The sequence below is a fragment of the Streptomyces sp. NPDC012825 genome, assembly GCF_042900925.1.
Lineage (GTDB): Bacteria > Actinomycetota > Actinomycetes > Streptomycetales > Streptomycetaceae > Streptomyces.
In genome coordinates, this window is the sequence record NZ_JBIBBZ010000015.1 from 69,194 (window position 1) to 94,570 (window position 25,377).

Sequence of the window (25,377 nt, forward strand, 5' to 3'; positions counted from 1 at the left end):
CCGAAAGAAAGGACCGTCCGATGCGCTTCACCCGCAGGAACACGGCTCTCGCCACCGTCGCCGCGGCCGCCGTCACCGCCGGCCTGCTCGTCCCCGGCCCGTCCGGCGCGGGCACCGCGACCGCAGCCGCCACCGACCCGAACGTCCCCGCGGCGTGCGCGGACCGCCGCCCCGAGCAGGCCGACCCGGGCGCGTACGGGATGCAGCTCGACGGCACGTTCCGCCACCCCGCCCTCACCCCGGTCGACGAGGAGTCCGAGCACCCCTTCCCGGGACGCAGGGCGGAGTACGACACCCGCTCGTACATCAAGAACATGAAGGTCGAAGCGGCCTACGAGGGCGCCGGCTTCACCCCCGACTACTTCCACACCTGGCAGAACGTCGTCGACTTCGACGGCCGCCGCTACCTCTTCCAGTACGACCGCTCCGAGGGCCGCGTCTACGACGTCACCGACGTGCGGAAGGTGAGAGTCGTCGAGAAGCTGAGCCGCGAGGACGTCGGCGGCGACGAGAGCCGGGCCAACGGCGACTGGACGGCGCACGACTACTGGGGCGCCTCCACCGTCCAGTGGAACAAGAAGCTGAACGCGTACGTCATGGTGCAGAGCTTCGAGAGCAAGCGGCAGATCTCCGAACTCTCCGACCACCCGCCGCTCGACAAGTACAACAACCCCGAGGGCGTGCGGAAGCTGCGGGAGAAGCCGGGCCTGAAGGGCTTCAAGGTGTACCGCCTGGACGGCCCGCGCAAGAAGGACTGGAAGCTCCTGGCGACCGTCTCCACCGACTCCACCCAGGCCGACCCGCTGCGCAGCGACCCGGCGTCGGCGCAGCAGGGCTCCGGCTCGATCGACGTACCGTACTGGACGGGCGAGAAGTACATGTTCATCGCCACGGCGCCGGACGACACGTACTCCGGCACCGAGTACCCCACCAACCTGCACTCGGCCGGCTACCAGTCCTGGGACATGACCGACCCGGCGCACCCGAAGCTCCTCGACACCTGGCACCTGCCGGGGCAGCGCACCGGGGAGGACGCGGCGTACCGCAAGAACCCGCGCTGCGGCAACCGCACCAGCTGGATGGGCGCCCGGATGCCGCTCTTCCTCCCCAAGCCCGTGGAGAAGGGCGGGCGGTACGCCTTCGCCGCGATGGGCGGCTACGGCCTGACGGTCCTCGACGTCTCCGACCCGTCGGACCTGCGGACCGTGAGCCACCTCGACCTCCCGGCGTCGGTCTCGGGCACCGAGGGCGACAACATCGACGTCTCCCAGTACGAGAAGACCGGAATGATCTACTACTCCGGCTACCCGCTCACCGAGGACTGCTACGAGCCCTACAAGGACGTCTACCAGATCGACGCCAAGGACCCGAAGAACCCCCGCGTCGTCGGCGTCCTCCCCCGCCCGGTGCCGCCCAGGTCGGCCGGCTTCACGGATTACTGCCAGCGGCGCGGCAGCTTCGGCCCCAAGCGGACCGGCTACTACACCAACCCGGGCAAGCACGACGCCGGCGTCCTCGGCTACGGCTTCTACAACGCGGGCGTGCAGTTCTTCGACGTGTCGGACCCGGCCGCCCCGGAGATCTCCGCCTACTTCGTGCCGAAGGCGTACGGCCGCGACACGGCGGACTACGCGTACGGCAACCAGACCCACGGGGTCTACGTGGAGTGGGACCGGAACATCGCCTGGGTCCTGACCAACCACGGCATCTACGCCCTGTCGTCGAAGGTCCTGGGCAAGCCCGACCTCGACGCCCCCGCCAAGCCGTTCCGCAACAGCGAGTTCTGATCCCCCTCCCCCTCCCCCTCCCCCTCCCCCTCCCCCGTTGCCCGACCCCGCGCAGAAGGGCCCTACCGCCATGGCCTCACCCAGCGACTCCGCACCCCCCGCCCCGGCGGCCGTCGACGGAGCCGGACCCGCTCCCGACTCCGGCTCCGGCTCCGGCTCCGGCTCCGGCTCCGGCAAGGGGCTGGTCCGCTCGCTCACCCACCGGCAGACCACCATGATCGGGCTGGGCTCCGCGCTCGGCACCGGCCTCTTCCTCGGCTCCGGTTCGGCGATGTCCGTCGCCGGGCCCGCCGTGATCGTCTCGTACGCGATCGGGGCGGTCCTGGTCGCGATCATCGCCGTGCTGCTCGGCGAGATGGCCGCCGCCCACCCCGTCCAGGGCTCGTTCGGCACCGTCGCCCGCCGCTACCTGGGTCCCTGGGCCGGGTTCCTGAGCAGCTGGCTGTACTGGTTCAGCGCCGTCGTCGTCATCGGCACCGAGGTCGTCGCCTCCGCGCTCTACATCCGCTGGTGGTGGCCGGCGGTGCCGATGTCGATGGCGATCCTCGCCGTCGCGGCGATCGTCCTCGCGGTCAACGTGATCAGCGTGAAGTCCTTCGGCACCACCGAGTTCTGGCTCTCCAGCGTCAAGGTGACGGCCCTGTGCGCCTTCGTCCTCTGCGCGGCCCTGCTGGTCCTCTTCGGGTTGCCGGACACCGAGGCCACCGGCTTCGCGCACCTCACCGACGACGGCGGCTTCCTCCCGCACGGCCCGAGCTCGATCTGGCTGGCCATGTCCGTGGTGATGTTCGCGTACGCCGGCTTCGAGGTCGTCGCCATCGCCTCCGCCGAGGCCGCCGACCCGCAGCGCACCATACGCACCGCGATGCGCCAACTGGCCTGGCGGCTCAGCTTCTTCTACCTGCTCTCCATCACCCTGGTGCTGGCCCTGATCCCATGGCGCCGGATGGCGGACGGCGACGGCAGCGTCGAGGCGAGCCCCTTCGTCCGGGTCTTCTCCGAGATCGGCGTGCCCGCGGCCGCGACCGTCACCAACGCGGTCGTACTCATCGCCGCCATGTCCGCCGCCAACGCCCACCTGTACGGTGCCTCCCGACTGCTCCACTCGCTCGGCGACGACGGCCTCGCGCCGAAGCCGCTTGCCCGGCTCAACCGCCGGGGCGTCCCGGCGGTCGCGATCGCCGCGTCCACCCTGGGCATCGCGGCCGCGGCCCTGCTCGCCTTCTACGACGTCAGCGGCCTCTTCGGCATCATGATGTCGATCGCGATCTTCGCGGTCATGCTGGTATGGCTGCTGATCCTGGCCTCCTACGTCGCCTTCCGGCGCCACCGCGCCGCGCACCCCGGGGAGTTCACCGGCTTCTCCGTCCGAGGAGGCGACAAGCTCGCCGTCGTCGCGGGGCTCGGCGTCCTCGCGGTCGCGGCGACGGCGGTGAAGGTACCCGACATGCGACAGGCGGCCGTCATCGGCATCGCCTTCACCCTCGCCCTCCTCGCCTGCTACGCCCTGACGGCACGGCGGCGGCGCCCCTGGGCCGTGTCTCACAAATGATCAAGCGGTTGCCATCCGGACCCGGTAGAACCGGGTCCGGATGGCACTGGAACACGACTCTTCGGGGGCGGCATGTCGGGACCGGCAGTCGGCCTGTGGCTCTTCGAATCGCACGAGTTCGGGAACGTCCTGGCCGATGTGGTCCCGTGGCTGGAAAGCTTCTGCGAGCCGGTCGGGACCAAGGTCGGCAGCGACCTGGAGTTCTGGGTGCGAGACGGTTCGGCCGTGGGTCTACCTGCATTGGACCCCACCGGTGTCGGTGTGTTCTTCCTGTCGGAGGACGAGGAGATGCCGGCGGAGGATGAGGACTACTCGGCCTTCCCCCGGCCACCGGTGCAGGGGCTGGTGCTCGGCGCCGGCTGCTCGGGCCCGGCGAACCATCAGGCGCTCGGTCACCTGGCACTTGCGCTCGCCGAACGCCTCGACGCGTTGATCGACTTCGATGGCCTGCTGAGCTCTCCCACCCCTCGTGATGTCACGGTCGACGAGACGTCTCCGGACCGGACGAGAGCACTGATTGCCTCCCTCCCGGAAGGAGTCGCGGAGGTCTCGTACGACACCGGGGGCGGTGGGCGGTGGTCTCGGCACGTCGGTGATGCGAAGTTCCTGGCGGCCTGGCTGCAGCATCCGGGTTTCCACATGGTCAAGTAGCGCCTGCCACTCGCTCGGCGACGGTCGGGTCAGGTCGTTGCGTCCCGCAGCCACAGGGTCAGCGATGCGATGACCGCACCGGCCCGGTAGTGCGCGGCGAGCTTGTCGAACCGGGTCGCGACGGCCCGGAACTGCTTCGACCGCGAGAAACACCGCTCGACGACATTGCGGCCTCGATACGCCTCGGCGTTGAACAGTGGGGGCCGACCGCCTCGCGCGCCCTGGCGAACGCGGTCGGCGACTTGGTCGCGGCGCTCGGGGATGGTCGCCTTGATGTTCCGGCGCCGCAGCAGGAGGCGGATCTTCCGGGACGAACAGGTCTTGTCCGCCACGACACGGTCGGGTCTGGTGCGGGGCCGTCCGGGCCCAATGCGGGATGCGGATCGCGTCCAGCACGGCGGGGAGCATGGTGCGGTCCGCCGTGTTGCCGGTGCTCAGCACGATCGACACCGGGGGGGCCGCGGCCGTCGACGGCCAGGTGGACCTCGGTGGTCAGCCCGCCCCTGGACCGTCCGAGCGCCTCGCGACGCCGACTGCTGCCGAATCTTCCGATTCGTCCCCGGCCTCATCCCCCTTTTGCGGGCACCGGCGGCGTGCTGGTGGGCGCGGGCCACCGTGGAGTCGATCGAGACCGTCCGCTCCACGGTGCCCACCGCGTCATCGCGGACCTGGACTTCTTCCAGGAGTTTCACCCAGACACCGTCCTTCTCCCACTGGGCGAAACGCCGGCAGACGGTCTGCCGGGGCCGGTACCGCGACGGAGGATCACGCCACGGCGCACCCGTCCGCAACCGCCGGAGCGCCCCGTTGACCACCTGTCTGCGATCCCGCCACGGGCGGTCTGCACCGTCACGCTTCGGCAGCAACGGCTCTCTTCGCGACCAGGCCGCGTCTGTCAGCTCTCCTCGCCCCACCACAAGATCAATGATGCGACGAGGCCCGGTGCCGGTGGGCATGGCCAGGGGCTCTCCGGACGCCGATGACGGCCAGGGCGGCACCGGCCACGCAGAGGACTCCCGCGGTCAGGACGGCTGTGTGGACACCGTTCATGAAGGCGTGGTGGCTGCCTTCGATGATCGCCGGCTTGAGCTGAGCGGATGTGCCGGTGGCGATGGGCGCGATGCCCATGGATACGGCGTCCTTGGCCTCCAGCAGTGCGGTGGCCGCGGGTGCGGGGACGCCTGCCGAGGTGAGTTCGCCGGTGAGGGTGGTGCCGACGCGGCCGGCGATGAGGGAGACGAGGACGGAGGTGCCGAGGGCGCCTCCGATCTGGAGAGCGGTGGCCTGCAGGCCGCCGGCGACGCCGGCGTCCTCGACGGGGGCGTTGCCGACGATGGCGTCGGAGGAGGAGGCCATGACCATGCCGACGCCGAGGCCGAGGGCGATGAACGGCGGCCACATGAGGCTGTAGGCGCTGTCCGCGTCCCAGGCGAGCATGGCGAAGCACGCGGCGGCCTGGAGAAGCATGCCGAGAGGCATGGTCAGGCGCGGTCCGAACTTGTCGGTGAGCGCGGCGCCTAGCGGGGAGGCGACGACGGAGGCCAGGCTGAGAGGAAGGGTCCGCACGCCTGCCTCGACGGGGGTGAAACCGCGGACGTTCTGCAGGTAGATCATGACGAAGAAGATCACGCCGAGCAGGACGAAGAAGTTCAGCGCGGTGATGATCGCGCCGATGGTCAGGGCCGGATCGCGGAACAGGCGCATCGGCAGCAGCGGTGAGGCAACCCGGTTCTGCCACCGGCCGAAGAGCACCAGGACCAGCAGGCCGGCACCGATGGCACCGAAGGTGCCGGCGGAGGTCCAGCCCCAGGTCTCTCCCTTGACCACGCCGAAGACGAGCGCGAGCAGTCCCAGGGCGAGCAGGACGACACCGAGGACGTCGAACTTCTCCTGCGCGGCGTGTTCGTTCTTGCTCTGCGGGAGGACGGACGCGCTGAAGGCGAGGGCGATGACGCCGATGGGAGCGTTGATGTAGAAGACGGATTCCCAGCTGACGTGCTGGACGAGGAAGCCGCCGACGATGGGACCGAGGGCGGTGGAGACCGAGGAGACCATGGCCCAGATGCCGACGGCCATGCCGAACTTCTTGGGCGGGAAGACAGCACGGAGCAGACCGAGGGTGTTGGGCATCAGCAGGGCACCGAAGAAGCCCTGCAGGGCGCGGAAGGTGATGACGCCCTCGATGGAACCGGCCAGGCCGATGGCGACGGAGGCGAGGGTGAAGCCGGCGACGCCGACCAGGTAGAAGGTACGGCGGCCGAAGCGGTCGCCGAGCTTGCCGCCGAGGATCAGGGCTGCGGCGAGGGCGAGCAGGTAGGAGTTGGTGACCCACTGCAGATCGGAGGTGGATGCTTGGAGGTCGCGGCCGATCTCGGGGTTGGCGATCGAGACGACGGAGCCGTCGAGACCGACCATGAACAGGCCGAAAGCCACGGCGATCAGTGTCAGCCAGGGGTTGGAGCGACGATCGTGTGCCGTTGCGGCGGGCGGAGAGTGGGACGGTTCGGCCAGGGTGCCGACGGAGGCCATGGGTGTGTTCTTTCGTCGTGATGAAACGCCGAGCCGTCGCACGGCGCCGCAGGGGCGGCGGGCTGCGACTGGCGGAAGGAAAGGAGGGGGGTGGAGACCCCGGTGTGCTCACCGGGCACACCGGGGCGTGCCAGGGTGAACACACCACGTGCCGAAGGGGTTCAGCGCGCGGTGTGCAGGTGCTCGCTGAGCGACTGGAGGGAGCCCAGGGCCGAGCCGAGGGCGTCGAGTTCGCCGTCGGTCATCGTCCGCAGGATCTGCGCGGCGCGCTCTCCCATGAGGTGCGTGACCTCGCCGACGCGCTGTTGCGCGGCGGGGGTGAGGTACAGGTGGGCGATCCGCTTGTCGGCGCCGTCCTGGCGGCGTTCGAGGAGCCCTTGCTCGGTGAGCTGGGTGACCAGGGCGCTGACGTTGTTCGGCTTCATCCGTACTGCTTCGGCGGCCTCACGGACTGTGGTGCCGCCGTGCGTCTCGACGTATCGCAGCAGCGTGAGCTGGGCGTCGGAGGGCTTGGGATGCGGGTAGTGCTCGTCGACGTGCCGCTCGAAGGCCCGGGTCAGCGCGGGCAGGCACGCCACGAGGCCGAAGGCCAGGTGATCGATGTCCTGGTGGGACGCGCTGCGTGAGGGCATACCCCGAATTTAGCTATGCATGGATACGTATGTCAAAAGATTCATTTCTGTCGGCGGGCGTCGGCCCGGGCGCCGTCGAGACGTTCCAGGAGCCGGCCGGCCGCGGACCGCCCCGGCACCGGGTTCGCCGGCCGGCGCGGAATACCGGACACCACACACCGCCGGGTCATGCTCCGATCGACCGTTCCGCCCTCGTTGGAGGCGCCCCGACGATCACAGCGGCCGACAAGGAGGACAGGCAACCGCTCGGCGCCCCGCCGAAGGGCGGCAGCACCGGGAACTGTCCGGCCGGTCATGCTGATCGTCAGGGTTCTCGTGTGTCGAGGACCAGCGTGAGCAACGGGACCGAGAGCCTGCTCCGCTTGTGGGTGGGGCCTGGGGAACCGACCACTGGATGCGCCCCGGTGGACAGTTCACCGCCGTGACGGAGTCGGAAGCCCGGGAAGCCGCCGTTCGATGTCGTCGTCCATGCCCAGGGCATCACGGTGGGGGTGAACTCGGCCGATCCCTCCGACGTCGTCGACAACGCCACGGATGTCGAACACCCGGATGAGGCCCTGGAGACGCTGCGCGACCGGACCGGACGCGAACACCGGTCGGCCATCGACGCCTTCGCCGCCCGGCACTCCAGCACTCCTCGCAGCCTCAACCGCGGCCAGAAGCGCGAACTGGTCCGGCGGCTGCACCGTGAGGGGTTCTTCGAAACCCGCAGTTCCGCACAGCTCGTCGCCGACCGGCTCGGCGTCTCCCGGGCGACCGTCTACGACTACACGAAGTAACCGCTCAAGCGCCGGCCGGAACAACCCTGTCGCGACCGAGGAAACAGCAGCGTGACCGATCCCGCGGCGGCAGACCGGCTCACGCACCACGCTCACATCGCCGCCGTCCGAGGTACCGGCTACCGACTCCCCGGGCTACCGGCGAGCAGGGGGTGAAACCTTTGGCCGACCCCGCAGGCTCGAATGCGGGGGCTCGTCCGGTCGCGACCGGGGACATCCCGGTGGCCGTCAGCGGGGCGACCTCCTGGCGGCCGCCGGGGAAACCCACATGGCCGTCGGCATACGGCTGCGAGGACGTTCGGGCGCAGGATCCGTCCAATCCTGGGGGGGGCGGCCGTCGCCCTCGCCCCACTCCCGATGCGGGCCGGTCTCCCGGATCCGACGGTTCCGGCTTCGACGACTGCGTCACGCTGCCGTGCGGCACGCGGCACGTGCTCCGGCGTTTCCGTCCCGCCCAGTCCGCACGGGGAGAGCGATCGGCGTCACGCGTCGGTTCCCGCCAGCAGCCCCAAACAGTTCGCCGCCTGCGTGAAGCGCTCCCCGCTCACCTCCTCCGGTGGCGGTCCGGGCAACGCGACGCGATTGACGGCATGGCCCTCCCCCTGTACTGATCACGCGGTCGCGCTTCGACGGAACCAGCCGCTGAACGCCTGCTCCCCCGCCTCGGCCGAGCGCTGCTCTGCCCGCTCCAGGACCTTTTCGGCCTGCGCTCGCCACGTCGCCGCGTCCGCGCGCGGTGGCGGCAGGAACGGACCCCGCTCAGGCGCTTCCGCGGCGGCTCCGAAGAAGTCCCCGCCCTTGCGTTTGAAGTCGTCCGTCCCCCACGCGCGGTCGGAGCCGCGGCGAGGCGCCTTCTGCAGGTGCGGAACGTGCTTGGCACAGTGGATGTACGCCTCCTCCACCGCGATCACCACCCACATCCGGGCCCGACGTCCGGGCACGGGGTCGCACGCGAGTCCGGCGTGTGCGCCGCGCATCTCCTCGTCGGCCACGGCCCGGGCCGTGCCGTTGACGTGGAGTCCGATGCGGTCCTGGAGGAAGTCCATCATCAGGAGGCCGACGTGGGGGTTCTCCTCGATGTTGCCGAGGCTGGCCTGGACTCCGTTGCCTCGGTACTCGGGGTAGACCAGGGTCCGGTCGTCGAGGACGTGGAGGAAGCCGGGCGGGCCGGCGCGGAAGGTGTTGTCGCACTCACCGTGCCGGTCGGAGGTCGCCAGGAAGAACATCTCCTGGCGCGCCACGAACTCCCGCATCCGGATGTTGAGCCGGTCGAGAACCTGCTCGGCGTAGAACTTGTCGGCGCGCTCGGCGGTGCCCGTGAGCCGCTGGACAAGATGCTCGCCGTCGCTCCCCGGACGGATGGTGCGCGGTGGCAGTGACGTCGCCTGCCGGTGCTCGGTCTGTTCGAACGTGCTCAATTCCTCGCCCCGACCAGTTCCTCGATAGAGTCGTGCCGTATGCGGTGGGTGGGAACGCCGATGCCCACCAGGGTGTCGACGCCGCGGCGGATCATGCCGGGCGGGCCGGACAGGTACGCGTCGTAGGTGTACCAGGGGCCGTACTCGCAGACGGCCTCCGGGAGCCGGTCGCCGAGGGCGCCGTCATGGCCGTCGTCGACGACCGGCCGGACCGAGAGCCACGGGTGCGACCGCTGCATGCGGAGCATGGTTTCGATGTCGTACAGGTCGTGGTCGCGACGCGCTCCGTAGAACACCTCGACGGAACGGCGGCGGCCGTGGCGGGCCACGTCCTCGACGAGGGCCTTGATGGGTGCGATGCCGGTGCCGCCGCCGAGGCACAGCAACCCGTTGTCGGTGCCGTGGTCCACGGTCATGGATCCGATGGGGGCGCCGAGACGGATCACGTCCCCCGGACGGGCGCGGTGCACCAGGGCGTTGGAGACCCAGCCCGCCGGCACGGCTTTGACGTGGAACGAGAGCAGCCCGTCGGTGCGGGGCGCGGAGGCGAAGGAGTAGTGCCGCCAGACGCGCGGCCACCAGGGCGTCTCGAGAGCGGTGTACTGGCCGGCGAGGAAGGGGTAGGGCCGGTCGGGACGGACGGTCACGACCGCTACGTCCGGCGTGCGCATCTCGTGCGCGACGACCTCCGCCTGCCACCAGGCGGGGGCACGCAGTTCGTCCTCGGCCGCTGCGTCGATCATGATCTGGGAGATCGTGGTGTAGGCAGCGACCCAGGCGGCCTCGGTCCGCGGCCCCCAGCTCTGGGGGGCATGGCCGGAGAGGGCGCCGATGAGGCATTCACCGACGGCGGGGTAGTGCTCGGGAAGGGTCCCGTACTTCCGGTGCCCGCGGCCGAGGTGGGACAGGTACGTCGTCAGGGTCTCGGCGTCCTCCGCATGGGTCGCGGCGGTGAGCAGCGCCCTGAAGAGGCGGTCGCGCTGGGCGTCCATCGCCGCGGGGAAGAGGACGCGCAGGTCGGGGTGGCGGAGGAAGAGCAAGGAGTAGAAGTGCGAGGTGACCTGGTCGGCGATCGGCTCGATCTCTGCCATGGTGCGGCGCAGGAGAGCGCTGTCGGACATGTCCTCGGGGGCGGGCGCCGAGGCCGAGGCGGGTGTCGGCTCGGACTCCCGGGTCCGGGTCCGTTGCGGCTCGGGGCCCTGGACCCGGGGCGGGATCCGTTCCGATGCCGGGTTCTGGGCCTGTGGCCGTGTCCCGCCATGCGTTGCGGCTCGGGTCCTGGCGAGTGGCTCATGTGCCGTACGAATCCGGTCGGTACCGCTGCCCACCGGGCGTATCGGTGTGACCGGGCGGCCGGGTGTCCGGCTCGCCGCTTCCCTGGGCACCTCCCCCTGGTGCTGTCGGGGGCTTCGGCCGAACCAGCCTGCGTCCTGGCTGCCGCCGGCGTTGTCGTCGGACCTGTCTCCGTCGGCCGACGTGGTGGTCGGAGCATTCATGGGTTTGCCTCGCCTCGAACATCTTTCGGTCGACCTTCGTACGCGGGGTCCACATGTGCCCCGTTTTTCCTTTCCATCAAAATTCCCGGCGCTTTACCCCTTGTCTCTTCAAGCCCGTCGACGTGCACCACCCTTGATGCTCGACGGACGACCGGGCGTTCGAACGAGATCGACCATACCCCGACGCCGTGAATTCATGAGCGGGCCCCTCACCCAAGCGTCCACATTGAGTTCCACCTGGTCAGCGGCGTTCGCGGACTCAAGAACGTGACCTCCGTCACGAGCCTCCGACGAGTTCGGTCGATGCGACAAGACGCCCGCCGGATGATTACGAGGAATTCACTGCCCAAAAACGGCGATGCGATCAGAACTCCCCACACAGGGCGTACCAATCCTTCACGATTCCCTCACCCACTCCATTCCGGTCCCGGCTCGCCGTTGTCAGAAGGTGGGCCGAATCGCGGCGATCGACGCACCGGCAGACTTGCTGTCGCCGGTGAAGTGGCGGGACCTCACGACGACGGACCGTTCCGGACTCCGTACACGCCGGTGAGCGAGGCAGGGGTCGGCGGTTCGGTGGCCACAGCCGGGTGGAGACCGGGGACGACGGTGCCGAGGGTCGCGGCCACTGCCAGAGCGGTCTCGCGGTGGACTCTCTGCGGCATGAGGAACCTCTTCCGTTCGTGGCGGGGTGGGCTCTCCGGCCTCGTCGGCACCCGGGCGGCGGCATGGCGGCGCCGGCCCTCCTCGCTCCTGCACGGGGGCGATGACCGGCTCGTTGGCAGCGCTGCCGGTCTCGTTCAGGCCGTCGCCGAGGCAGGCGGTCGGGCTGAGGTTCGGCTCCCCGGTGACACGGGTGGCGGTCTGGCCGGCTCTCAGGCCGACGGCCACCGCTCCGACGCCGGTCACGGTGACGGTTCCGTCGGCCGCCCGGACCGCGGTGCCGCTCGCGAAGGTGATCCTGCTGGAGCTGCAGGTGTTCCGGTGGTAGGTGACGGTGCTTGAGGTCAGCGGGCTCTGGACGGAGACCGGGCAGCCGGTGGAGGGGACGTCGACGGAGCAGTTCCCCGATCCGCTGCTCACTCCGTTCAGCAGGGACACGCAGCTGGAGTGATCGGTGATCTGCAGGCGGGTGGGTCGAGGGGTGTCGGTCAGCAGTGGCGTGTGGACGGTGTCGCGGGTGGCGGTCAGTCAGGTGATGTCCACGGGGTCGCGGACGCGGGCGCCGTCGGCACGAGTGCGTCGATCAGCCTCCGTCCCAGGGCGGCCGCACCTACTGCCGCGCAGTCCGTTTCCCCGGTCGTCGGGTCGCTCTCATGACGTGGTCCTCATTTCGCCGGCGAAGGACGAGGGCGAGGTCCTCCCGGAAGACGGGCGGGTCCACAGCCTGTTCGGGCCGGAGCGTCGGCACGCCTTCCACCTCGCCCGGCAGCCCCAGGGCCGTGTTCCAGTGACCGGATCCTCGACGGGAAGGCCCGTCACCGTCGGCAACCGGCATTTCAGCGGTGGCACTCCGGCAGTTCGACACGGCTGGGTGGTTGCTGCGGCGTGGTGCGGGTCTCCGAACCGGAGGAGCGCGATGGCCTCTGCGTCGAGAACAAGACCTACGTCAACAGCCCGCACAACCGCTGCATGGTGAGGGGTCCGGAGTTCGACAGTTCCAAGACCGGCGGCCTGGTCACCCGGCGCGCGTGCCAGTCGACCCCGCCCAGCAGTCACCAGTGGGGCGCCGAGAAGCCGTCGTACGACGGCAAGGGCCACTACTGGATCAAGGCCGGCAACGGCAAGTGCCTGACCGTCCCCTACAACGACGGCACCCCGCCCGGCTCCGGCACCCAACTGTTCTGGTGGCACTGCGAGACCCGCTGGTTCTCGGGCAGCCAGACGTGGAACGTCATCCCGGTCAAGCTCGCCACCCCGACCGGGTCCCGGCCGGCCTACACGTTCGTCAACGACTGGACGGGCAAGTGCCTGTCGATGGACCCGGCCACCGCCACCGAGACGGGCGGCAAGGTCGTCCAGGAGACCTGCCCCCAGTAAGCTCCTCACCACCGGCAGCACGCATGCCTGCGGGCCGTTCCTCCTCCTCGGAGAGGGGAACGGCCGTTCTCGTTGCCTCCGCACCCGTCGAGCCGGCGGTCGGCCCCGTCCGCCGGGAGCGAGTTCCCCGTCGTGGACCTCTGTGCCGAGACCTCGCGTCCAGAACGGAGTTTCGTCAACTTCAGGGCGCCCGGTTCACCCTTCTCGGTGGCGCACGGGTGCCAGGACGCGATGCCATCCGGTCGACACGGGCGGTACGCGCGCGGACGGTGCGCCGCGGGTGGCCGACGGGGGGGTCCGGAAGCCCCGGCAGCGGGCGCAAGGCCGTGGTCCCGGTGCGACCACGGGTAAACCCATTGGTCGGGCCTGGCCGAGACTCCTCCGCCGTGACTTCACGCAATCCTTCGAGAGCGGTGAGCTACGGAGCGTACCGGCACCGTCCTCCCGTTCCGTCCGCGACCCGACGTTCGGCAGGACGGGCCCACAGCGCACCGCAGACCGATCGGAGACGCCAGCATGAGCACCCCTCCCTCCGGCCCGCTCCGGGTCACCCTCGTCAACGGAAGCTTCGAACAGCCGCCCGTCGCCGACATGGCCTTCCTCCCGGACGCCTCCCAGGCCCAGGCCTCCCGGCACGTTCCGGGCTGGCTCACCACCGCGACCGACCACATGGTCGAACTGTGGCACTCCGGTTTCAACGGGGTTCCCTCGGCCGAGGGCGAGCAGTTCGCCGAACTCAACGCCAACCAGGTCTCCACCCTCTACCAGGACCTGCCGACCACTCCCGGCACCAAGCTGTACTGGCGGCTCCACCACCGCGGCCGACAGGGCCAGGACACCATGGCCCTGGACATCGGCGCCCCGGGCGGCACGGTCGAACAGCGCACCTTCACCGACGGCAACACGGCATGGGGCTTCTACACCGGCACCTACACCGTCCCGGCCGGCCAGACCACCACCCGTTTCGCGTTCCGGTCCGTCTCGGCCGCCGGCGGCAACCGCGGGATCGGCAACTTCCTCGACGGGGTGTTCTTCGGCACCGCTCCGCACGTGGTGCTCACCAAGAGCGCCGTGCCGGAGGGCCCGTTGGACGTCGGGGACGTCGTCACGTACCGGATCACCGCCAGGAACGAGGGCGGCGGAGACGCCGAGCGGCTCGTCATGACCGACGTCCTGCCCCCGGGGACGACGTACGTACCCGGTTCGTTGCGGATCGTCGACGGCCCGAACGCGGGCGTGAAGACCGACCGGGCGGGTGACGACCAGGCCACGTACGATGCCGGGACCAACACGGTGGTCTTCCGGCTCGGCACCGGCGCCTCGGCGTCGCAGGGCGGGAGCCTGGCCAGTACCGCCGCCCTGCCGAACGGCACCACCGTCGAGTACCGGGTCGGGCTCGGGCGGGAAACGGCGGGCACCCTTCTCACCAACACCGCTGCGGCGGCCTACGAGAACTGGCTCGGCCCGACTCCGGAACCGTTGGCGTCCACGTCCGACGAGGCCGTGACCGAGGTCAGGCCGGCCGCCGATCTGACCGTGGTGAAGGCCGCCGACGCGACCACCCTCACCGTCGGGCAGACGGCGACCTATCGCTTGTGCGTCCACAACGCCGGCCCCAGTCCGGCTACCGGGGTCACGGTCACCGACCGGCTCCCGAACGGGCTCGTCTTCCTGTCCGCCGACACCGCCTCCGGAACCTACGTTCCGGAGACCGGAGAATGGTCGGTCGGCGAGATGGCCGCGGGCGCCCGCGCGGTCCTCACCCTGCGGGCGAAGGCCGTCAGGCCCGTGCGCCTCACCAACACCGCCGTCGTCACGGCTGCCGAGAAGGACCCCGATCCGGCGAACAACACCGACTCCGTCACCGTCTGCGTCGAACCCGCACCGGCCTGCTGCACCCCCTGCGCACCACACGCCTGAACTCGTACGGGATCACGCCCGGCCCCGGGGGAGACCGGAACCTCCCGGGGCTCGGGGCCGGCCTGTCCGAATGCGCTCCGGGTTCTGCTCACCTGACGCCGGCATCGGCCGCTCGGACCAGTCCCTCTGCACCGGCGGGGCTCCTCGAGCAGCCCGGCGACGCCGAACGCCCCTGCCACGGCAGAACGCTCTTTCAAGCACAGCAGCCGAGGGGGGGCGCATGCACCGTCAGGGTTGGACGGCATCCGTCAGGGGGAGGCTGTGTCCTGCGGACGGCTGACCGACGGAAAGGCCTTGTGAGCCGGCTGCCGGTGTTCGAGAGCCGGAGAGACTTCAGGGACGGAGTTGGTGCACGGTGGAACGACGCGTGCCGGTGGCGACGCACTGGGGCAGTTTCGTGGCCGTGGTCGATTCGGGTCAGCTGGTGCGCATCGAGCCCCGGGGCGATGACCCCGCCCCCTCGCCGATCGGCCCGGGCATGGTGAGGGCCGCCGAGGACAGTGCGCGGGTGCTGCGTCCGGCGGTGCGCAAGGGATGGCTCGACGGCCTGCCGCGCACCGGCGACACGGCCAGAGGTGCTGACGCCTTCGTGGAGGTCAGCTGGAACGACGCGCTCGCGCTGGTGAGTGAGGAGTTGCGCCGGGTGCGCGCACAGCACGGGAACAGCGCGGTGTTCGGGGGCTCGTACGGCTGGGCCAGTGCGGGCGGGTTCCACAACGCGCAGGGTCAGCTCCAGCGTTTCCTGGCGTTGGGCGGGGGTTACACCGACTCGCGCAACACGTACAGCACCGCCGCGCTCGAGGTCGTCCTCCCGCATGTGATCGGCGGGGCTCCGTGGAGCTATCAGTCCAGGATGCCGATGTGGAACGAGATCGCCGAGAGCTGTGAACTCGTGGTGGCCTTCGGGGGGCTGGCCCTGAAGAACAGCCAGATCAACCCCGGCGGGCTGGCCCGGCACCAGACGCGGGGCTTGCAGCGGAAGTGCCGTGAGGCCGGAGTGCGGTTCGTGAACGTCAGTCCGATCCGCAGTGACACTGCCGACTTCCTGGACGCCGAATGGCTACCGGTCGTCCCCAACACCGACACCGCCCTGATGCTCGGCATCGCACACACGATGCTGGTCAACGACTGGTACGACGAGGACTTCCTCACCCGCTGCTGTGAGGGTTTCGACCGCTTCGTCCCCTACCTGACCGGCGCCGTGGACGGCGTCGTCAAGGACGCCGACTGGGCCGCGAGGATCACGGGCGTCGGCCGCGACACGATCACCGATCTGGCCCGCCGCCTGTGCACGCAGCGTTCTCTCATCATGGTCAACTACGCCGTACAGCGGGCGGACCACGGCGAGCAGCCGATCTGGATGTCGGTCGTGCTGGCGGCCATGGCGGGTTCGTTGGGCCGGCCCGGCTGCGGCTGGGGTGCGGGCTACGCGACGATGGATGCGACCGGCGTCGCCCCGGGCCGCCCGCCTGTGGCATCGGTGCCGCGGGTGGTGAACCCTGTCGCGGACTTCATTCCGGTCGCACGGATCGCCGACACCCTGCTGGAACCGGGCGCGACCATCGACTACGACGGTCAGCGCCTGGTCCTGCCGGACCTGCGCCTGATCTACTGGTGCGGAGGAAACCCCTTCCACCACCACCAGGACCTCCACCGCCTCAGCCGGGCCTGGCAGAGCCCGGACACAGTGGTGGTCCATGAGGCCTGGTGGAACACCACGGCGAAGTTCGCCGACATCGTGCTTCCCGTCGCGACCAGCCTGGAGCGTGACGACTTCGCCGCGGGTTTCTCCGACCCCCACCTCGTCGCGATGCCGAAGGTCCGCGAGCCGGCCGGCGAGGCGCGCACCGACCACCAGATCTTCGCCGCTCTGGCTGCCCGGCTCGGCTATGAGCGTGCGTTCACCCAGGGGCGTTCCGAGATCGGCTGGGTCCGGCAGCTCTACGCCGAGACACGGGCGAACCTCGGCGACGAGGCGGCCCTGCCCGACTTCGACGATTTCTGGCAACGCGGCTGCGGTGTCGAACTGCCTGGACTCGGCGGGCCGTTTCCCGGCAGCTTCGAAGCACTGCGCGCCGATCCGCAACGCTTCCCCCTGACGACGCCGTCGGGCCGGATCGAGATCTTCTCCGAGACGGTGGACTCGTTCGGCTACGACGACTGCCGGGGGCATCCGATGTGGTTCGAACCCGTGGAATGGCTTCGTGCCGACCTGGCGGACCGCTTCCCGCTGCACCTGATCTCGAATCAGCCCGCCTCACGCCTGCACAGCCAGTACGACAACGGCAGCCACAGCCTCGAGTCGAAGATCCACGGTCGTGAGCCCGTAACGATCAACCCGCAGGACGCGACACCGCGCGGTATCGAGAACGGCATGGTCGTGCGCGTCTTCAACGACCGAGGCAGCTGCCTGGCGGGAGCCATCCTGTCGGACGCCGTCATGCCCGGTGTCGTCCAGCTGTCCACCGGAGCGTGGTGGGACCCGGTCCAGCCGGGACGGAGCGGGACCCTGGACCGCCACGGCAACCCGAACACCCTGACCGGCGACCGCGGGTGCTCGCGCCTGTCCCAAGGTCCCAGTGCACACAGTGCGCTCGTCGATGTCGCGGTCCACGACGGGCCGATCGAAGAGGTGCTCGCCTTCGCACCACCACACCTCGAACACTGAAACGAAGCCGCCCCGACCACTGCCGCGTCTGCCGTGTTCAGCCTCGTCGGGTACTCGGTCGGCAGGCCCGACCGGACGCCCGGCTCCCGTGCGGACGTCCGCGCGGCCGTGACAGCGCGCATAGGGTCCGCAGCCATGACTGCACTCCAAGATCTCAAGTACGGCCAGTGGTTCAAGGGCGCCGACGTCGACGGCGACGGGTTCATCACCCGGCGCGACGTCCGCGAGATGAGCGAGCGCTACATCAGCGCCCGCGAGATCACCCCCGATGCCGGGACGGCCCGCCGGCTCACCGAGGGGATGGACCAGTTCTGGTCGAACGTCATCGCCCCGATGGACCGGGACGGTGACGGAAAGGTCGACGTGCGGGAGATGACCGAAGGCTTCAAGAGCGTCCTGACCGACCGTGCGCTCTACCCACAGCAGATCGGGCCGGTCACCGACTGCTTCTTCGACCTCGTCGACCTCAACGAAGACGGCAAGATCGACCAGACCGAGTTCCAACAGATGTTCGACTCCGTCGCCGCCGTTCCCGGCGAGGACTGCGCCGCCGTCTTCGCCGCTCTGGACCTCGACGGTTCCGGCGGGCTGGACCGGGACGAGTTCCACCGGGCACTCGAGGAGTTCTTCTACGGCAACGACCCCGACGCTCCCGCCAACCACATCTTCGGCAAGGTCACCGTCTGACAGCCCCCGTACGCCCCCGGACCCGCGTGGCCGGTGGATGCCCCCGCCGGCTTTGTCGCACTCCTGTGTTGCGAGGCGGTGTCGCGTGAGGCGTTGCCGGCCGCCGTACGATCGGCCGCGGCCCGAGGGCGGTCCAGCCGCTCCTGGAAGGGTCTGCAGGAAGGCCGGCCCGCGAGACGCGGTGCGCGCCACCCTCACGGGTCGGTCCCCGCCGGCGGGACGTGCGGCTGGGGCCCGACCGGCGGATCCTGCGGGGGAAGGCCTGCCGTGGTCTTCGTGGCCATGTTCAAGTGGTGGAACGTGTTGACGGACGGCGAGCGCCGACAGCGGACGTCGGATTCGTTCGTGGGTGTGGGACCATTGCGCTTCGGCATGAGCCCCGACGAGGTGTCGGCGGTGCTGGACGGTGTGACGGCGGAGTCCTACTGTCCCGTGTCCGAGAACCACCCTACGATCGTGCGGGGCGACTCCTGGGAACCGGCCTGAAGCTCTCCTACTGGGGGGAGCGGTGTCGGCCATCGTGGTCGACTCGACACCGCCGACGGCCCGGGGGCCCTGCTCGTTCCTTGTCCTTCCACGCTCGACGTCCCGTACGAGCCGGTCGAGCACGTCTCCCGGCTGATCCGCGCCCGAAGGCGTGAACCGAACTCGCCGTGGAGACGGCTCGGCTGCGTCAGGCAGGCCCTCCTCGTACCGGCCCGTCTGCGCAAGGACGAGACGTCTGCCCGGCTCGCGGTCGGCTTCGGCGTCTCGGCTGCAACTGCCCGGCGGTACGTCGACGAGCCCCCGAACGCCCTCGCCGCCCGGGCACCAGGCAGATCCTTGTCCTGGCCGTCCGTGTCCCCCAGGGCGCCGGCGCCACCTTCCGCACCCCCTGCCACCACGGCGAACGATCAGAGCACCAACAGCGGTCCGACCGCGACCACGCCAGACAGGAGAGCCCCCGGCGAACGCGTCTTCGCTCGGACGAAGTCCTGTCGGACCCTCCGACGGGCCCGATGCCCCACCCGACGCACCGGCATCCTCGTCCAGGCCGTACACGCCCTGTCGACCTGCAGTCGTTCAGGATGAGAAGAGTTCACTCACGCGTCCAGGTCCAACCCCATCGAGGCCCGCTTCGGGCCGCTGCGGCAGTTCACCCTCGCCGCCTCCCGGCACCCGGGCCACACCGCCCAAACCCGGGCCCTGTACGCCCACCTGTACTGACGCGACCAGAACGCCCGCCGCCCCGACGTCCTGGCCGCCCAACGCCGCGAACGCGCACCCGCGGCGAACGAGGTCTCCGCCGGGGCGACAGGCCGCTGCCGACCGCAACACGACCCCACTCGACCCCGCGAGGTCACGGCGTCGGTCGTCGAAGTCGTCTTCGTTCACCGGGCTACTCATTCACCCAATGTGGGCACTTCTGTATGCCGTTGCAGTAAGCGGTGATCACACCTACCACTTGGCCGGGCCCGTCTGGAGTGCTGGGCCAATTAGGCGATGTGCCTCGACGCGTACACCGTTGACATCACCGAGACCGCAGGCACGGCCGGGACGGGGACAGGCCTGCTTGCTGAGCGAGCCCCCGGCCTGCTCAAGACGCTGCGCGAGCACGACCCGGACTTCGGCCTGCTGGACGGGACCCCCGCCGAGCGCGACCGCGTCGGCGACAGCCGGGCCGACCACTCCAGTCAGCCGAAGGTGATCGACGCCGTCGAAGGCCTCGGTCTGGACTTCGGCGGCCGAGGTGTCGAAGCGAAGGCCGAAGTTTCTTAATGGTGCGTGTCGTCCTTGGCGCCATCAGCAGGCACGCTGGGCGGGTGCCCTCTTCCTTGGCCGGGACGGTCGTCCGGCGGAGGGCCTGATTTCTCAGCGCTTCCTGCGCGTTCGTGAGGACAGGCCCTGCGTCATCTCGGCGAACCACCAAGTGCCCGCCACCACGCACGCCATCAGAAACCCACTCACCACAGCCGTGCGCCAGGGTGCCTGCTCCGCCCGCCATTCCACGATGGTCAGCGTCACCCATCCGACCAGCAGCACACACGCAACCCGTACACGTCGATGTTTGAACATGCTCACCCGCTACCCGAGACGGTACCGATCACACCGCCCTCCTCTGTCGCCGGGCCGGCTCCACACCTCTCCTCTTCGCCGTCATCCCAGAGTTCCCTCTGTTCGCGAGATGCAGGAGGAGGCTTCGCCTCCGTCTGGATACCCGGCCCCTCAGTCCGTCGATCAAGCCGCGAACCGCAATGGAGTTTGCGTCCGGCGCCAGCTCCGGGAAGAGTGGCGCGGGCGCTGTTCGGATGGTGCCGTGAGAGCAGAGGCAGTAGAGATGTGCGTGATGGATACGGCGGTCAAAGAGGCTGCCGTCGCTCGGTTCCTCCGCGAGCATCCGGAGATGGAGCGGGCTGCATGCGATCACCCTGCGCTGCTGGGCTGCACCGATGTCGACTGGTCGGAAATTCCGGGGTGCCCTGTGGGGGTCCCGGTTCTGCTCCGCAGTCTCCTGGATGAGACAGTCGGTCCTGAAGCCCTGCCCGTGCTGGAGAACCTTCTGGTGAACAGCGTCTTCCACGTGAGCGCCGTGATGCCGGCAGTCCTGCCCTTCCTGATCCGTCTGGCAGCAGTTCCCGGCATCGCTGTGCGGCCGGACCTGGTCGGCCTCCTGGTCGTCGCCGTGGAGCTGTCTTCATCCGTCGATGCCGACGACGAGCGCCAAGTGCTGCTGTTCGGGAAAGACTCCGATCATCCGGAAAGGGAATGGTGCAGGGCTGCCTTCGCCGCACACGCTTCCGCCCTGCGGGCATTGTTGGAGGACGAGACTCTTCCGGCGGGAATGATCAGCGCGGACGACCGTGAATGCCTGCTCAGGGCCGTGGGACCACAGTGGTTTCCTTCCTGACTGCCCGCAGGTCGGCGCTGCGACCCGTGAAAAGATTGCGTAGTGCTCAAGCTTCGCTGGCGGTTTCGCTGGCACGGGTGACAGTCTCAGCGGCAGTCACTCATGTGCTTGCCACCGCACTGCTGCCTCAATGGCGTGTCCGGCTTGCCGCCTCCCGGCATGTTGGGGCCGCTTTGGGTTTTGAGGATCTGGGCTTCCAGTTGAGCATCGAGCTTCTTCGGGCGAAACAGTCCGGTCAACAGTTCGGTCTCTGCCTCCTCGGCATGCGATCACACGCGGTTCCGGACGGCCCCGAATCTCGTGTGACCGTGGAGAGCTGGAACCCTGGTTTCTCAGCCGTGCAGATGAGTGCCGGGGCTCATCAGGGGCAGGCGGGGCGGCAGGGTACTGCGGGCCGTGCACCTGAGTGAGAAGGGGCATCGCGTGTTTGAGGAGTTCGCTACCAGGACAGTGCGCACTCGTGATGCGTCCGTCTTCGTTCGGTACGGGGGCGAGGGGCCGCCTCTTCTGTTGTTGCATGGTCACCCGCGTACGTCGGCGACCTGGCACCGGGTCGCGCCCGTCCTGGTGCGGCGCGGTTTCAGTGTCGTCTGTCCCGACCTGCGCGGCTACGGGCGCTCTCGTGGCCCGGCGCCCGCTCCTGATCATGTTCCGCATTCCAAGCGTGCAGTGGCTCAGGACATGGTCGAGGTCATGCAGGCGCTCGGTCATCGGCGCTTCGGTCTCGTCGGTCACGACCGTGGGGCCGCCGTGGCGCTCCGTCTGGTGCTGGACCATCCCTCGGTGGTGAGCCGGGTGGCGTTCCTGGACGGACTGCCTCTGAGCGAACACCTGGCCCGCGCCGACGCGCGGTTCGCCACCGCGTGGTGGCACTGGTTCTTCTTCGCCCAGCCGGAGGTTCCCGAACGCGTCATCAACGCCGATCCCGACGCCTGGTACCGCGGTGCTCCGGAGGCCATGGGGCAGGAGAATCACGACGAGTGGCGGGCCGCCACCAGGAATCCGGATGTCGTGCGCGCCATGCTGGAGGACTACCGTGCCGGGCTCACCGTGGACCGTCGGCACGAGGAGGCGGACCGGGCCCGGGGCGCGCGGATCGACTGCCCGGTCCTGGTCCTGTGGTCGCTGCGGGACGACCTGGAGGACCTGTACGGCGACCCGCGCGCCATCTGGCGCGATTGGGCCGATGACGTTCGGGGTCACGGCATCGATGCCGGCCACCATGTCGCCGAGGAAGCCCCGGGTCCGCTTTCCGCCGCTTTGGGTGACTTCTTCGTCGACTGACTCCGCTCTGGGTCCGCAGCCTCCCGCTGTGGCGTTCGGTCATATCGCGTCCGAGCCGTTCGGTGGTCGCCTTCTTCGAGCTTCGCGGCGTGCCGGTCGGACGCTGCGACGCATTGGAGGCGGAGACACCGGTCGGGAAGCATCATGTCGAGACGGGGCGCGAGGAGCTCCATGCCGGCGGCCGTATCACGTTGCGCTGGTAGGCGGCCCCAGGGCCGGCTCGTCGCTTCCCTGCCCGGAGTCCGGCAGCCTGCCCCCTCAGTTGTCGCCGGGATGGACCTTGACGGAGGTGGCTTCGGACTGCCCGGATGGTGGGATCCGGTGGGCGATCGTGGCATCGAGGTTCGTAGTGGCGGCGGGTTCGGTGGGGTCGTGGGCGGATCCCAGGAGGCTTTTCGTCATCGGCACTGTCCTTCGTAGAGGCCGACCTGCTCGATGGAGCGGATCAGCCGGTAGTCCTCCTCGACGGCGCGAGCGGCGCCGGTCAGTACGAGTTCGCCGGGTGAGGAGGCCCGGTCGAGGGTCTTGCGCAGTGGGCGGCCCGGTTGGGCGAAGTGGATGATGTGGGTGAGGGTGGGCAGGGTGGAGATGGTCCGCAGCAGGGTGGCGTCGAGGGCGCAGCCGTCGACGGGGGCGGCGAGGGAGACCCGCATCACGGCTCGTTCCCGGCTCGCCGAGGCCCTGCCGAAGCCGGCGGTGGTCGCCGCGCGGGCGACCGCGGCGATGTGGCTCACCGAGGGCGAGTAGTCGTCGGCCGGAGAGGACTGGGCGAAGGCGCGTGCCGACAGCAGGACCGGTCCGCGCTGTTCGCACCACGCCACTCGGAGCCGGGCGGCGCCGTGGTCGATGCCGAGGACGGACAGGACCCGCTGCGCGTAGAGCGACAGGGCGCGGGAGCGCGGTCCGCAGCGGTCCAGGAGTTCGGAGCGGTCGTGCACCTGCGTGTCGGTCCGGGTTTCCGCCCAGATCGCGGACACCAGGTGCTCGCCGGGTACGGAACCGCTGATGGTCTGGACGAGGTACTGCGGGCCGGGGACGTGCTGCTGGAGCAGCACGTTGCCCGAGCCGGTCTGGTGCTGAGCGGCCCGGCGGGCCCGGTGCCAGGCGGTGGTGATCCCGTCGGGGGTGGAGCAGACGGCGGGATGGGCCGTGACCGAGCTGTCGGCCGCTGCGACGACGTAGGACGGGAACCGGACCATGTCGGCCCATCGCAGGGCGTCCGTCACGTCGGTGGAGTACATCGACGCGGCCGAGGCGATCCCCGCGTCTCCCAGGGCGGTGGCCTGGACCGCCCGGTTGGTCCGCAGGAACGTCGTTCCCAGGTCGTTGCCGGGCAGACCGAGGAAATAGGCGAGGCAGTCGGCGAGTTCCACGCCCAGGCCGCTGCCGGCGACCACCAGGTCGACCTGTCGGGCCGCCAGCTTCTTCAGGGTGCGCCGCATCCCCGAGTACACGACGGTCGTGGGGTATCCGGGGATGTGGACGGTGTGGTCGCGGTGGGCGGCGGGGCGCTCGTGGTCCGGCAGGGCCACGGCGACGCAGTTCCAGCCGAGGCGGGAGTACTCGCGGAGGTGGCCGTTGTCGTCACCGTACGGGGCGACGACGGCGACGGTGCCAGGAGCCGGTCGCCGGCAGGGGAATGCGTGTGGTGTGCGAGACATGGCGAGGCTCCCTCTGGCGGGCAGGGGAGCCGGGTGGATCGAGCCACAGCCGGACGTACCGCTGTCCGAGGCGATGGTCGAGAGATGTGGTGAGGTCGGCGTGGTCGTCGCACGCCCACTCGAAGCACCCCTGCGGTTCGGGCTGTTTTCCGTACTGGTGGTGCGGACTCGGGCAAGTCCTGGTGGCCGCGCTCCTCTCCCGAGGAGCGCGGCCGTGTCCGTATGGCAGGTGGCGGACGGTGCGGCCGGTGGCCCGGCCGGTCGTGACGGCCGTGGAGCGTCCGCGATCCGAGAGGCCCGGGGTTCCGGTCCTCTCCACCGTTCTTCCGCTCCGGAGTCGATCAGCGGCCCCTTGCGGACGTCGGGCGGGTACGGGGTGCGCCGCGCGCTCCGGCCGTGGCCGAGTCGCACATGATGTCCCCCGTTCGGACAGACTCCTTCGCGCCTCTCCCCCGGGTTTCCGCATGCCGACGCGCGCACTGCCGTACGCGGTCGCCCGGCGGAATCCCCGGAGTGACCGGCACGGTCCCCGATCTTGCTGCACCGGCCCCACGGTGTCAACAATTGTGAACTTGTTGGCCGGAGTTGTTCTCCGGGACGGCGGGCGACCGTGACTCGGGCGGTGACAGGCCGCTAGCCTGCACCCGTCCGCACACTTCCACCGGCTGGAGACCACCGCGCATGAACGCCGTCGACCCGCCGCCGGACGACCTCGCGGCGCTGATCACGGCGATCAACGACCTGCTCCCCGCCACGGCGATGACCCACGAGGACCTGGAGCTCGACTCGGTCGCACGCCGGACCGGCATCCCCGAGCACGTCGTCCTCGCCCTTCTGCGAGGCGAGCAGGTCCCGGACGACCGGCTGAACCCGGGCTTCACCGACCGGCTCGCCTTCCTGCTGGAGACCAGGCGCGCGCCGGACGGCAAGCCCTACAAGCAGACCCGGATCGCCGAGGCGCTCGGGCTGTCCCGGGGCATGGTCTCCGCCCTCTTCTCCGGCAACCGGGAGGCCGGCAGAGCCGTCACGGCCGCCCTGGAGGAGTTCTTCGACGTCGACCCGGGCTTCTTGAGCACGAGCGGCCGACGGGCACTCGCGCGGGCGCTGCGTCCCGTCTACGCCAGCCTCCTGGCCCTGAGCACCCTGCGCGGAGAGCGCGTCAGCCATCTCGCGATGCGCAGCAGTGCCGACGTCGCGGACATCAGGCTCGCCGGTCAGCTCCAGGAGGCCCTCGCGGCGGTCCTCGCCCATCCCGTGCCGGAACCCGAACCGGATCCGCAGGAGCGGGAACTCCGGGAGATCACCGACCGGGTCCGCGCTCTCGCGCCGTCCTCCCGGACGCGCCTCCTGGGCAGGATCCGGGGACTGCTGGGCCAGTCGTGACCG

22 protein-coding genes and 4 pseudogenes are annotated in these 25,377 nt (G+C 69.9%); 16 read left to right on the plus strand and 10 right to left on the minus strand.

Going from position 1 to position 25,377, the window contains the following annotated elements:
• Positions 1-20: 20 nt before the first annotated feature.
• The 3 genes from ACFY7E_RS25730 to ACFY7E_RS25740 all read left to right on the plus strand — a co-directional run bounded on the left by ACFY7E_RS25730 (position 21) and on the right by ACFY7E_RS25740 (position 3,990).
• Complete coding sequence (locus ACFY7E_RS25730; protein WP_389488658.1) at positions 21-1,787, plus strand: hypothetical protein; 1,767 nt, start codon at positions 21-23, stop codon at positions 1,785-1,787.
• Positions 1,788-1,857: 70 nt separating this feature from the next.
• A complete protein-coding gene (locus ACFY7E_RS25735; protein WP_389488661.1) occupies positions 1,858-3,339 on the plus strand; it encodes an amino acid permease in 1,482 nt (493 codons plus the stop codon).
• A 72-nt stretch (positions 3,340-3,411) separates the two neighbouring features.
• Complete coding sequence (locus tag ACFY7E_RS25740) at positions 3,412-3,990, plus strand: DUF6368 family protein (RefSeq protein ID WP_389488663.1); 579 nt, start codon at positions 3,412-3,414, stop codon at positions 3,988-3,990.
• A gap of 29 nt (positions 3,991-4,019) precedes the next feature.
• On the opposite strand, the pseudogene ACFY7E_RS25745 reads toward ACFY7E_RS25740, so the two are convergent.
• The 3 genes and pseudogenes from ACFY7E_RS25745 to ACFY7E_RS25755 all read right to left on the minus strand — a co-directional run bounded on the left by ACFY7E_RS25745 (position 4,020) and on the right by ACFY7E_RS25755 (position 7,151).
• Positions 4,020-4,907: pseudogene (locus ACFY7E_RS25745) on the minus strand (IS5 family transposase).
• A gap of 4 nt (positions 4,908-4,911) precedes the next feature.
• Complete coding sequence (locus ACFY7E_RS25750) at positions 4,912-6,519, minus strand: MFS transporter (RefSeq protein ID WP_389488666.1); 1,608 nt, start codon at positions 6,517-6,519, stop codon at positions 4,912-4,914.
• Positions 6,520-6,680: 161 nt separating this feature from the next.
• A complete protein-coding gene (locus ACFY7E_RS25755; RefSeq protein WP_389488668.1) occupies positions 6,681-7,151 on the minus strand; it encodes a MarR family winged helix-turn-helix transcriptional regulator in 471 nt (156 codons plus the stop codon).
• 491 nt (positions 7,152-7,642) lie between these two features.
• Here ACFY7E_RS25755 and ACFY7E_RS25760 point away from each other — a divergent pair, with 491 nt between their 5' ends.
• The gene (locus ACFY7E_RS25760) at positions 7,643-7,930 is read left to right on the plus strand and encodes a helix-turn-helix domain-containing protein (protein WP_389488671.1); all 288 of its coding nucleotides are present in this window, start codon (positions 7,643-7,645) and stop codon (positions 7,928-7,930) included.
• Between the two features lie 611 nt (positions 7,931-8,541).
• Here ACFY7E_RS25760 and ACFY7E_RS25765 read toward each other — a convergent pair.
• The 3 genes from ACFY7E_RS25765 to ACFY7E_RS25775 all read right to left on the minus strand — a co-directional run bounded on the left by ACFY7E_RS25765 (position 8,542) and on the right by ACFY7E_RS25775 (position 11,509).
• Positions 8,542-9,348, minus strand: a complete 807-nt coding sequence (locus ACFY7E_RS25765) for a pyridoxamine 5'-phosphate oxidase family protein (protein WP_389488673.1) — start codon at positions 9,346-9,348, stop codon at positions 8,542-8,544.
• Positions 9,345-10,844, minus strand: coding sequence for a globin domain-containing protein (locus ACFY7E_RS25770; protein WP_389488677.1), 1,500 nt, complete (start codon positions 10,842-10,844; stop codon positions 9,345-9,347). The genes ACFY7E_RS25765 and ACFY7E_RS25770 overlap by 4 nt, the downstream gene beginning before the upstream one ends.
• A gap of 512 nt (positions 10,845-11,356) precedes the next feature.
• Entirely contained in the window at positions 11,357-11,509 is a 153-nt protein-coding gene (locus ACFY7E_RS25775) for a hypothetical protein (RefSeq protein ID WP_389488680.1), read from the minus strand.
• 326 nt (positions 11,510-11,835) lie between these two features.
• Here ACFY7E_RS25775 and ACFY7E_RS25780 point away from each other — a divergent pair, with 326 nt between their 5' ends.
• From ACFY7E_RS25780 to ACFY7E_RS25820, 9 genes and pseudogenes are all read left to right on the plus strand, one after another.
• Positions 11,836-11,958 (plus strand): hypothetical protein, encoded by a 123-nt coding sequence (locus ACFY7E_RS25780; protein WP_389488682.1) that lies wholly within the window; start codon positions 11,836-11,838, stop codon positions 11,956-11,958.
• Between the two features lie 434 nt (positions 11,959-12,392).
• On the plus strand, positions 12,393-12,884 hold the full coding sequence (locus tag ACFY7E_RS25785) for an RICIN domain-containing protein (RefSeq protein WP_389488684.1): 492 nt from the start codon (positions 12,393-12,395) through the stop codon (positions 12,882-12,884).
• Between the two features lie 516 nt (positions 12,885-13,400).
• Complete coding sequence (locus ACFY7E_RS25790; protein WP_389488686.1) at positions 13,401-14,804, plus strand: hypothetical protein; 1,404 nt, start codon at positions 13,401-13,403, stop codon at positions 14,802-14,804.
• 355 nt (positions 14,805-15,159) lie between these two features.
• Positions 15,160-17,472 (plus strand): molybdopterin-dependent oxidoreductase, encoded by a 2,313-nt coding sequence (locus ACFY7E_RS25795; protein WP_389488689.1) that lies wholly within the window; start codon positions 15,160-15,162, stop codon positions 17,470-17,472.
• A gap of 135 nt (positions 17,473-17,607) precedes the next feature.
• Positions 17,608-18,159: an EF-hand domain-containing protein gene (locus ACFY7E_RS25800; protein WP_389488691.1), complete on the plus strand. Its 552-nt coding sequence runs from the start codon at positions 17,608-17,610 to the stop codon at positions 18,157-18,159.
• Positions 18,160-18,435: 276 nt separating this feature from the next.
• The gene (locus ACFY7E_RS25805) at positions 18,436-18,645 is read left to right on the plus strand and encodes a hypothetical protein (RefSeq protein ID WP_389488694.1); all 210 of its coding nucleotides are present in this window, start codon (positions 18,436-18,438) and stop codon (positions 18,643-18,645) included.
• 69 nt (positions 18,646-18,714) lie between these two features.
• Positions 18,715-19,230: pseudogene (locus tag ACFY7E_RS25810) on the plus strand (transposase family protein).
• A 9-nt stretch (positions 19,231-19,239) separates the two neighbouring features.
• A pseudogene (locus ACFY7E_RS25815) lies at positions 19,240-19,472 on the plus strand (IS630 family transposase); the annotation flags it as partial.
• A gap of 229 nt (positions 19,473-19,701) precedes the next feature.
• Positions 19,702-19,836 (plus strand): annotated as a pseudogene (locus ACFY7E_RS25820) (IS5/IS1182 family transposase); the annotation flags it as partial.
• 174 nt (positions 19,837-20,010) lie between these two features.
• Here ACFY7E_RS25820 and ACFY7E_RS25825 read toward each other — a convergent pair.
• Positions 20,011-20,181 (minus strand): hypothetical protein, encoded by a 171-nt coding sequence (locus tag ACFY7E_RS25825; protein ID WP_389488696.1) that lies wholly within the window; start codon positions 20,179-20,181, stop codon positions 20,011-20,013.
• 274 nt (positions 20,182-20,455) lie between these two features.
• Here ACFY7E_RS25825 and ACFY7E_RS25830 point away from each other — a divergent pair, with 274 nt between their 5' ends.
• Positions 20,456-21,046, plus strand: a complete 591-nt coding sequence (locus ACFY7E_RS25830; RefSeq protein ID WP_389488698.1) for a hypothetical protein — start codon at positions 20,456-20,458, stop codon at positions 21,044-21,046.
• Positions 21,047-21,132: 86 nt separating this feature from the next.
• Here the strand turns inward: ACFY7E_RS25830 and ACFY7E_RS25835 are convergent, their stop codons facing one another.
• Entirely contained in the window at positions 21,133-21,285 is a 153-nt protein-coding gene (locus ACFY7E_RS25835; RefSeq protein WP_389488700.1) for a hypothetical protein, read from the minus strand.
• A gap of 184 nt (positions 21,286-21,469) precedes the next feature.
• On the opposite strand from ACFY7E_RS25835, the gene ACFY7E_RS25840 reads away from it, so the two are divergent.
• Positions 21,470-22,330 (plus strand): alpha/beta fold hydrolase, encoded by an 861-nt coding sequence (locus ACFY7E_RS25840; protein WP_389488703.1) that lies wholly within the window; start codon positions 21,470-21,472, stop codon positions 22,328-22,330.
• Positions 22,331-22,588: 258 nt separating this feature from the next.
• Here ACFY7E_RS25840 and ACFY7E_RS25845 read toward each other — a convergent pair whose 3' ends face one another.
• Together ACFY7E_RS25845 and ACFY7E_RS25850 are read right to left on the minus strand one after the other, a co-directional pair.
• Positions 22,589-22,732 carry a hypothetical protein gene (locus ACFY7E_RS25845; protein ID WP_389488705.1) on the minus strand — a complete coding sequence of 48 codons (144 nt, stop codon included), beginning with the start codon at positions 22,730-22,732 and terminating at the stop codon, positions 22,589-22,591.
• The gene (locus ACFY7E_RS25850; protein WP_389488707.1) at positions 22,729-23,991 is read right to left on the minus strand and encodes a hypothetical protein; all 1,263 of its coding nucleotides are present in this window, start codon (positions 23,989-23,991) and stop codon (positions 22,729-22,731) included. Before ACFY7E_RS25850 ends, ACFY7E_RS25845 begins: the two co-directional genes overlap by 4 nt.
• A 681-nt stretch (positions 23,992-24,672) precedes the next feature.
• On the opposite strand from ACFY7E_RS25850, the gene ACFY7E_RS25855 reads away from it, so the two are divergent.
• Positions 24,673-25,374 carry a helix-turn-helix domain-containing protein gene (locus ACFY7E_RS25855; protein WP_389488709.1) on the plus strand — a complete coding sequence of 234 codons (702 nt, stop codon included), beginning with the start codon at positions 24,673-24,675 and terminating at the stop codon, positions 25,372-25,374.
• The last annotated feature ends 3 nt before the right edge of the window (positions 25,375-25,377 follow it).

Coding starts and splice junctions, on each gene's coding strand:
- ACFY7E_RS25730 (WP_389488658.1), top strand. CDS start 21: ATGCGCTTCACCCGCAGGAACACGGCTCTCGCCACCGTCGCCGCGGCC.
- ACFY7E_RS25735 (WP_389488661.1), top strand. CDS start 1,858: ATGGCCTCACCCAGCGACTCCGCACCCCCCGCCCCGGCGGCCGTCGAC.
- ACFY7E_RS25740 (WP_389488663.1), top strand. CDS start 3,412: ATGTCGGGACCGGCAGTCGGCCTGTGGCTCTTCGAATCGCACGAGTTC.
- ACFY7E_RS25750 (WP_389488666.1), bottom strand. CDS start 6,519: ATGGCCTCCGTCGGCACCCTGGCCGAACCGTCCCACTCTCCGCCCGCC.
- ACFY7E_RS25755 (WP_389488668.1), bottom strand. CDS start 7,151: ATGCCCTCACGCAGCGCGTCCCACCAGGACATCGATCACCTGGCCTTC.
- ACFY7E_RS25770 (WP_389488677.1), bottom strand. CDS start 10,844: ATGAATGCTCCGACCACCACGTCGGCCGACGGAGACAGGTCCGACGAC.
- ACFY7E_RS25775 (WP_389488680.1), bottom strand. CDS start 11,509: ATGCCGCAGAGAGTCCACCGCGAGACCGCTCTGGCAGTGGCCGCGACC.
- ACFY7E_RS25790 (WP_389488686.1), top strand. CDS start 13,401: ATGAGCACCCCTCCCTCCGGCCCGCTCCGGGTCACCCTCGTCAACGGA.
- ACFY7E_RS25800 (WP_389488691.1), top strand. CDS start 17,608: ATGACTGCACTCCAAGATCTCAAGTACGGCCAGTGGTTCAAGGGCGCC.
- ACFY7E_RS25845 (WP_389488705.1), bottom strand. CDS start 22,732: ATGACGAAAAGCCTCCTGGGATCCGCCCACGACCCCACCGAACCCGCC.
- ACFY7E_RS25850 (WP_389488707.1), bottom strand. CDS start 23,991: ATGTCTCGCACACCACACGCATTCCCCTGCCGGCGACCGGCTCCTGGC.
- ACFY7E_RS25855 (WP_389488709.1), top strand. CDS start 24,673: ATGAACGCCGTCGACCCGCCGCCGGACGACCTCGCGGCGCTGATCACG.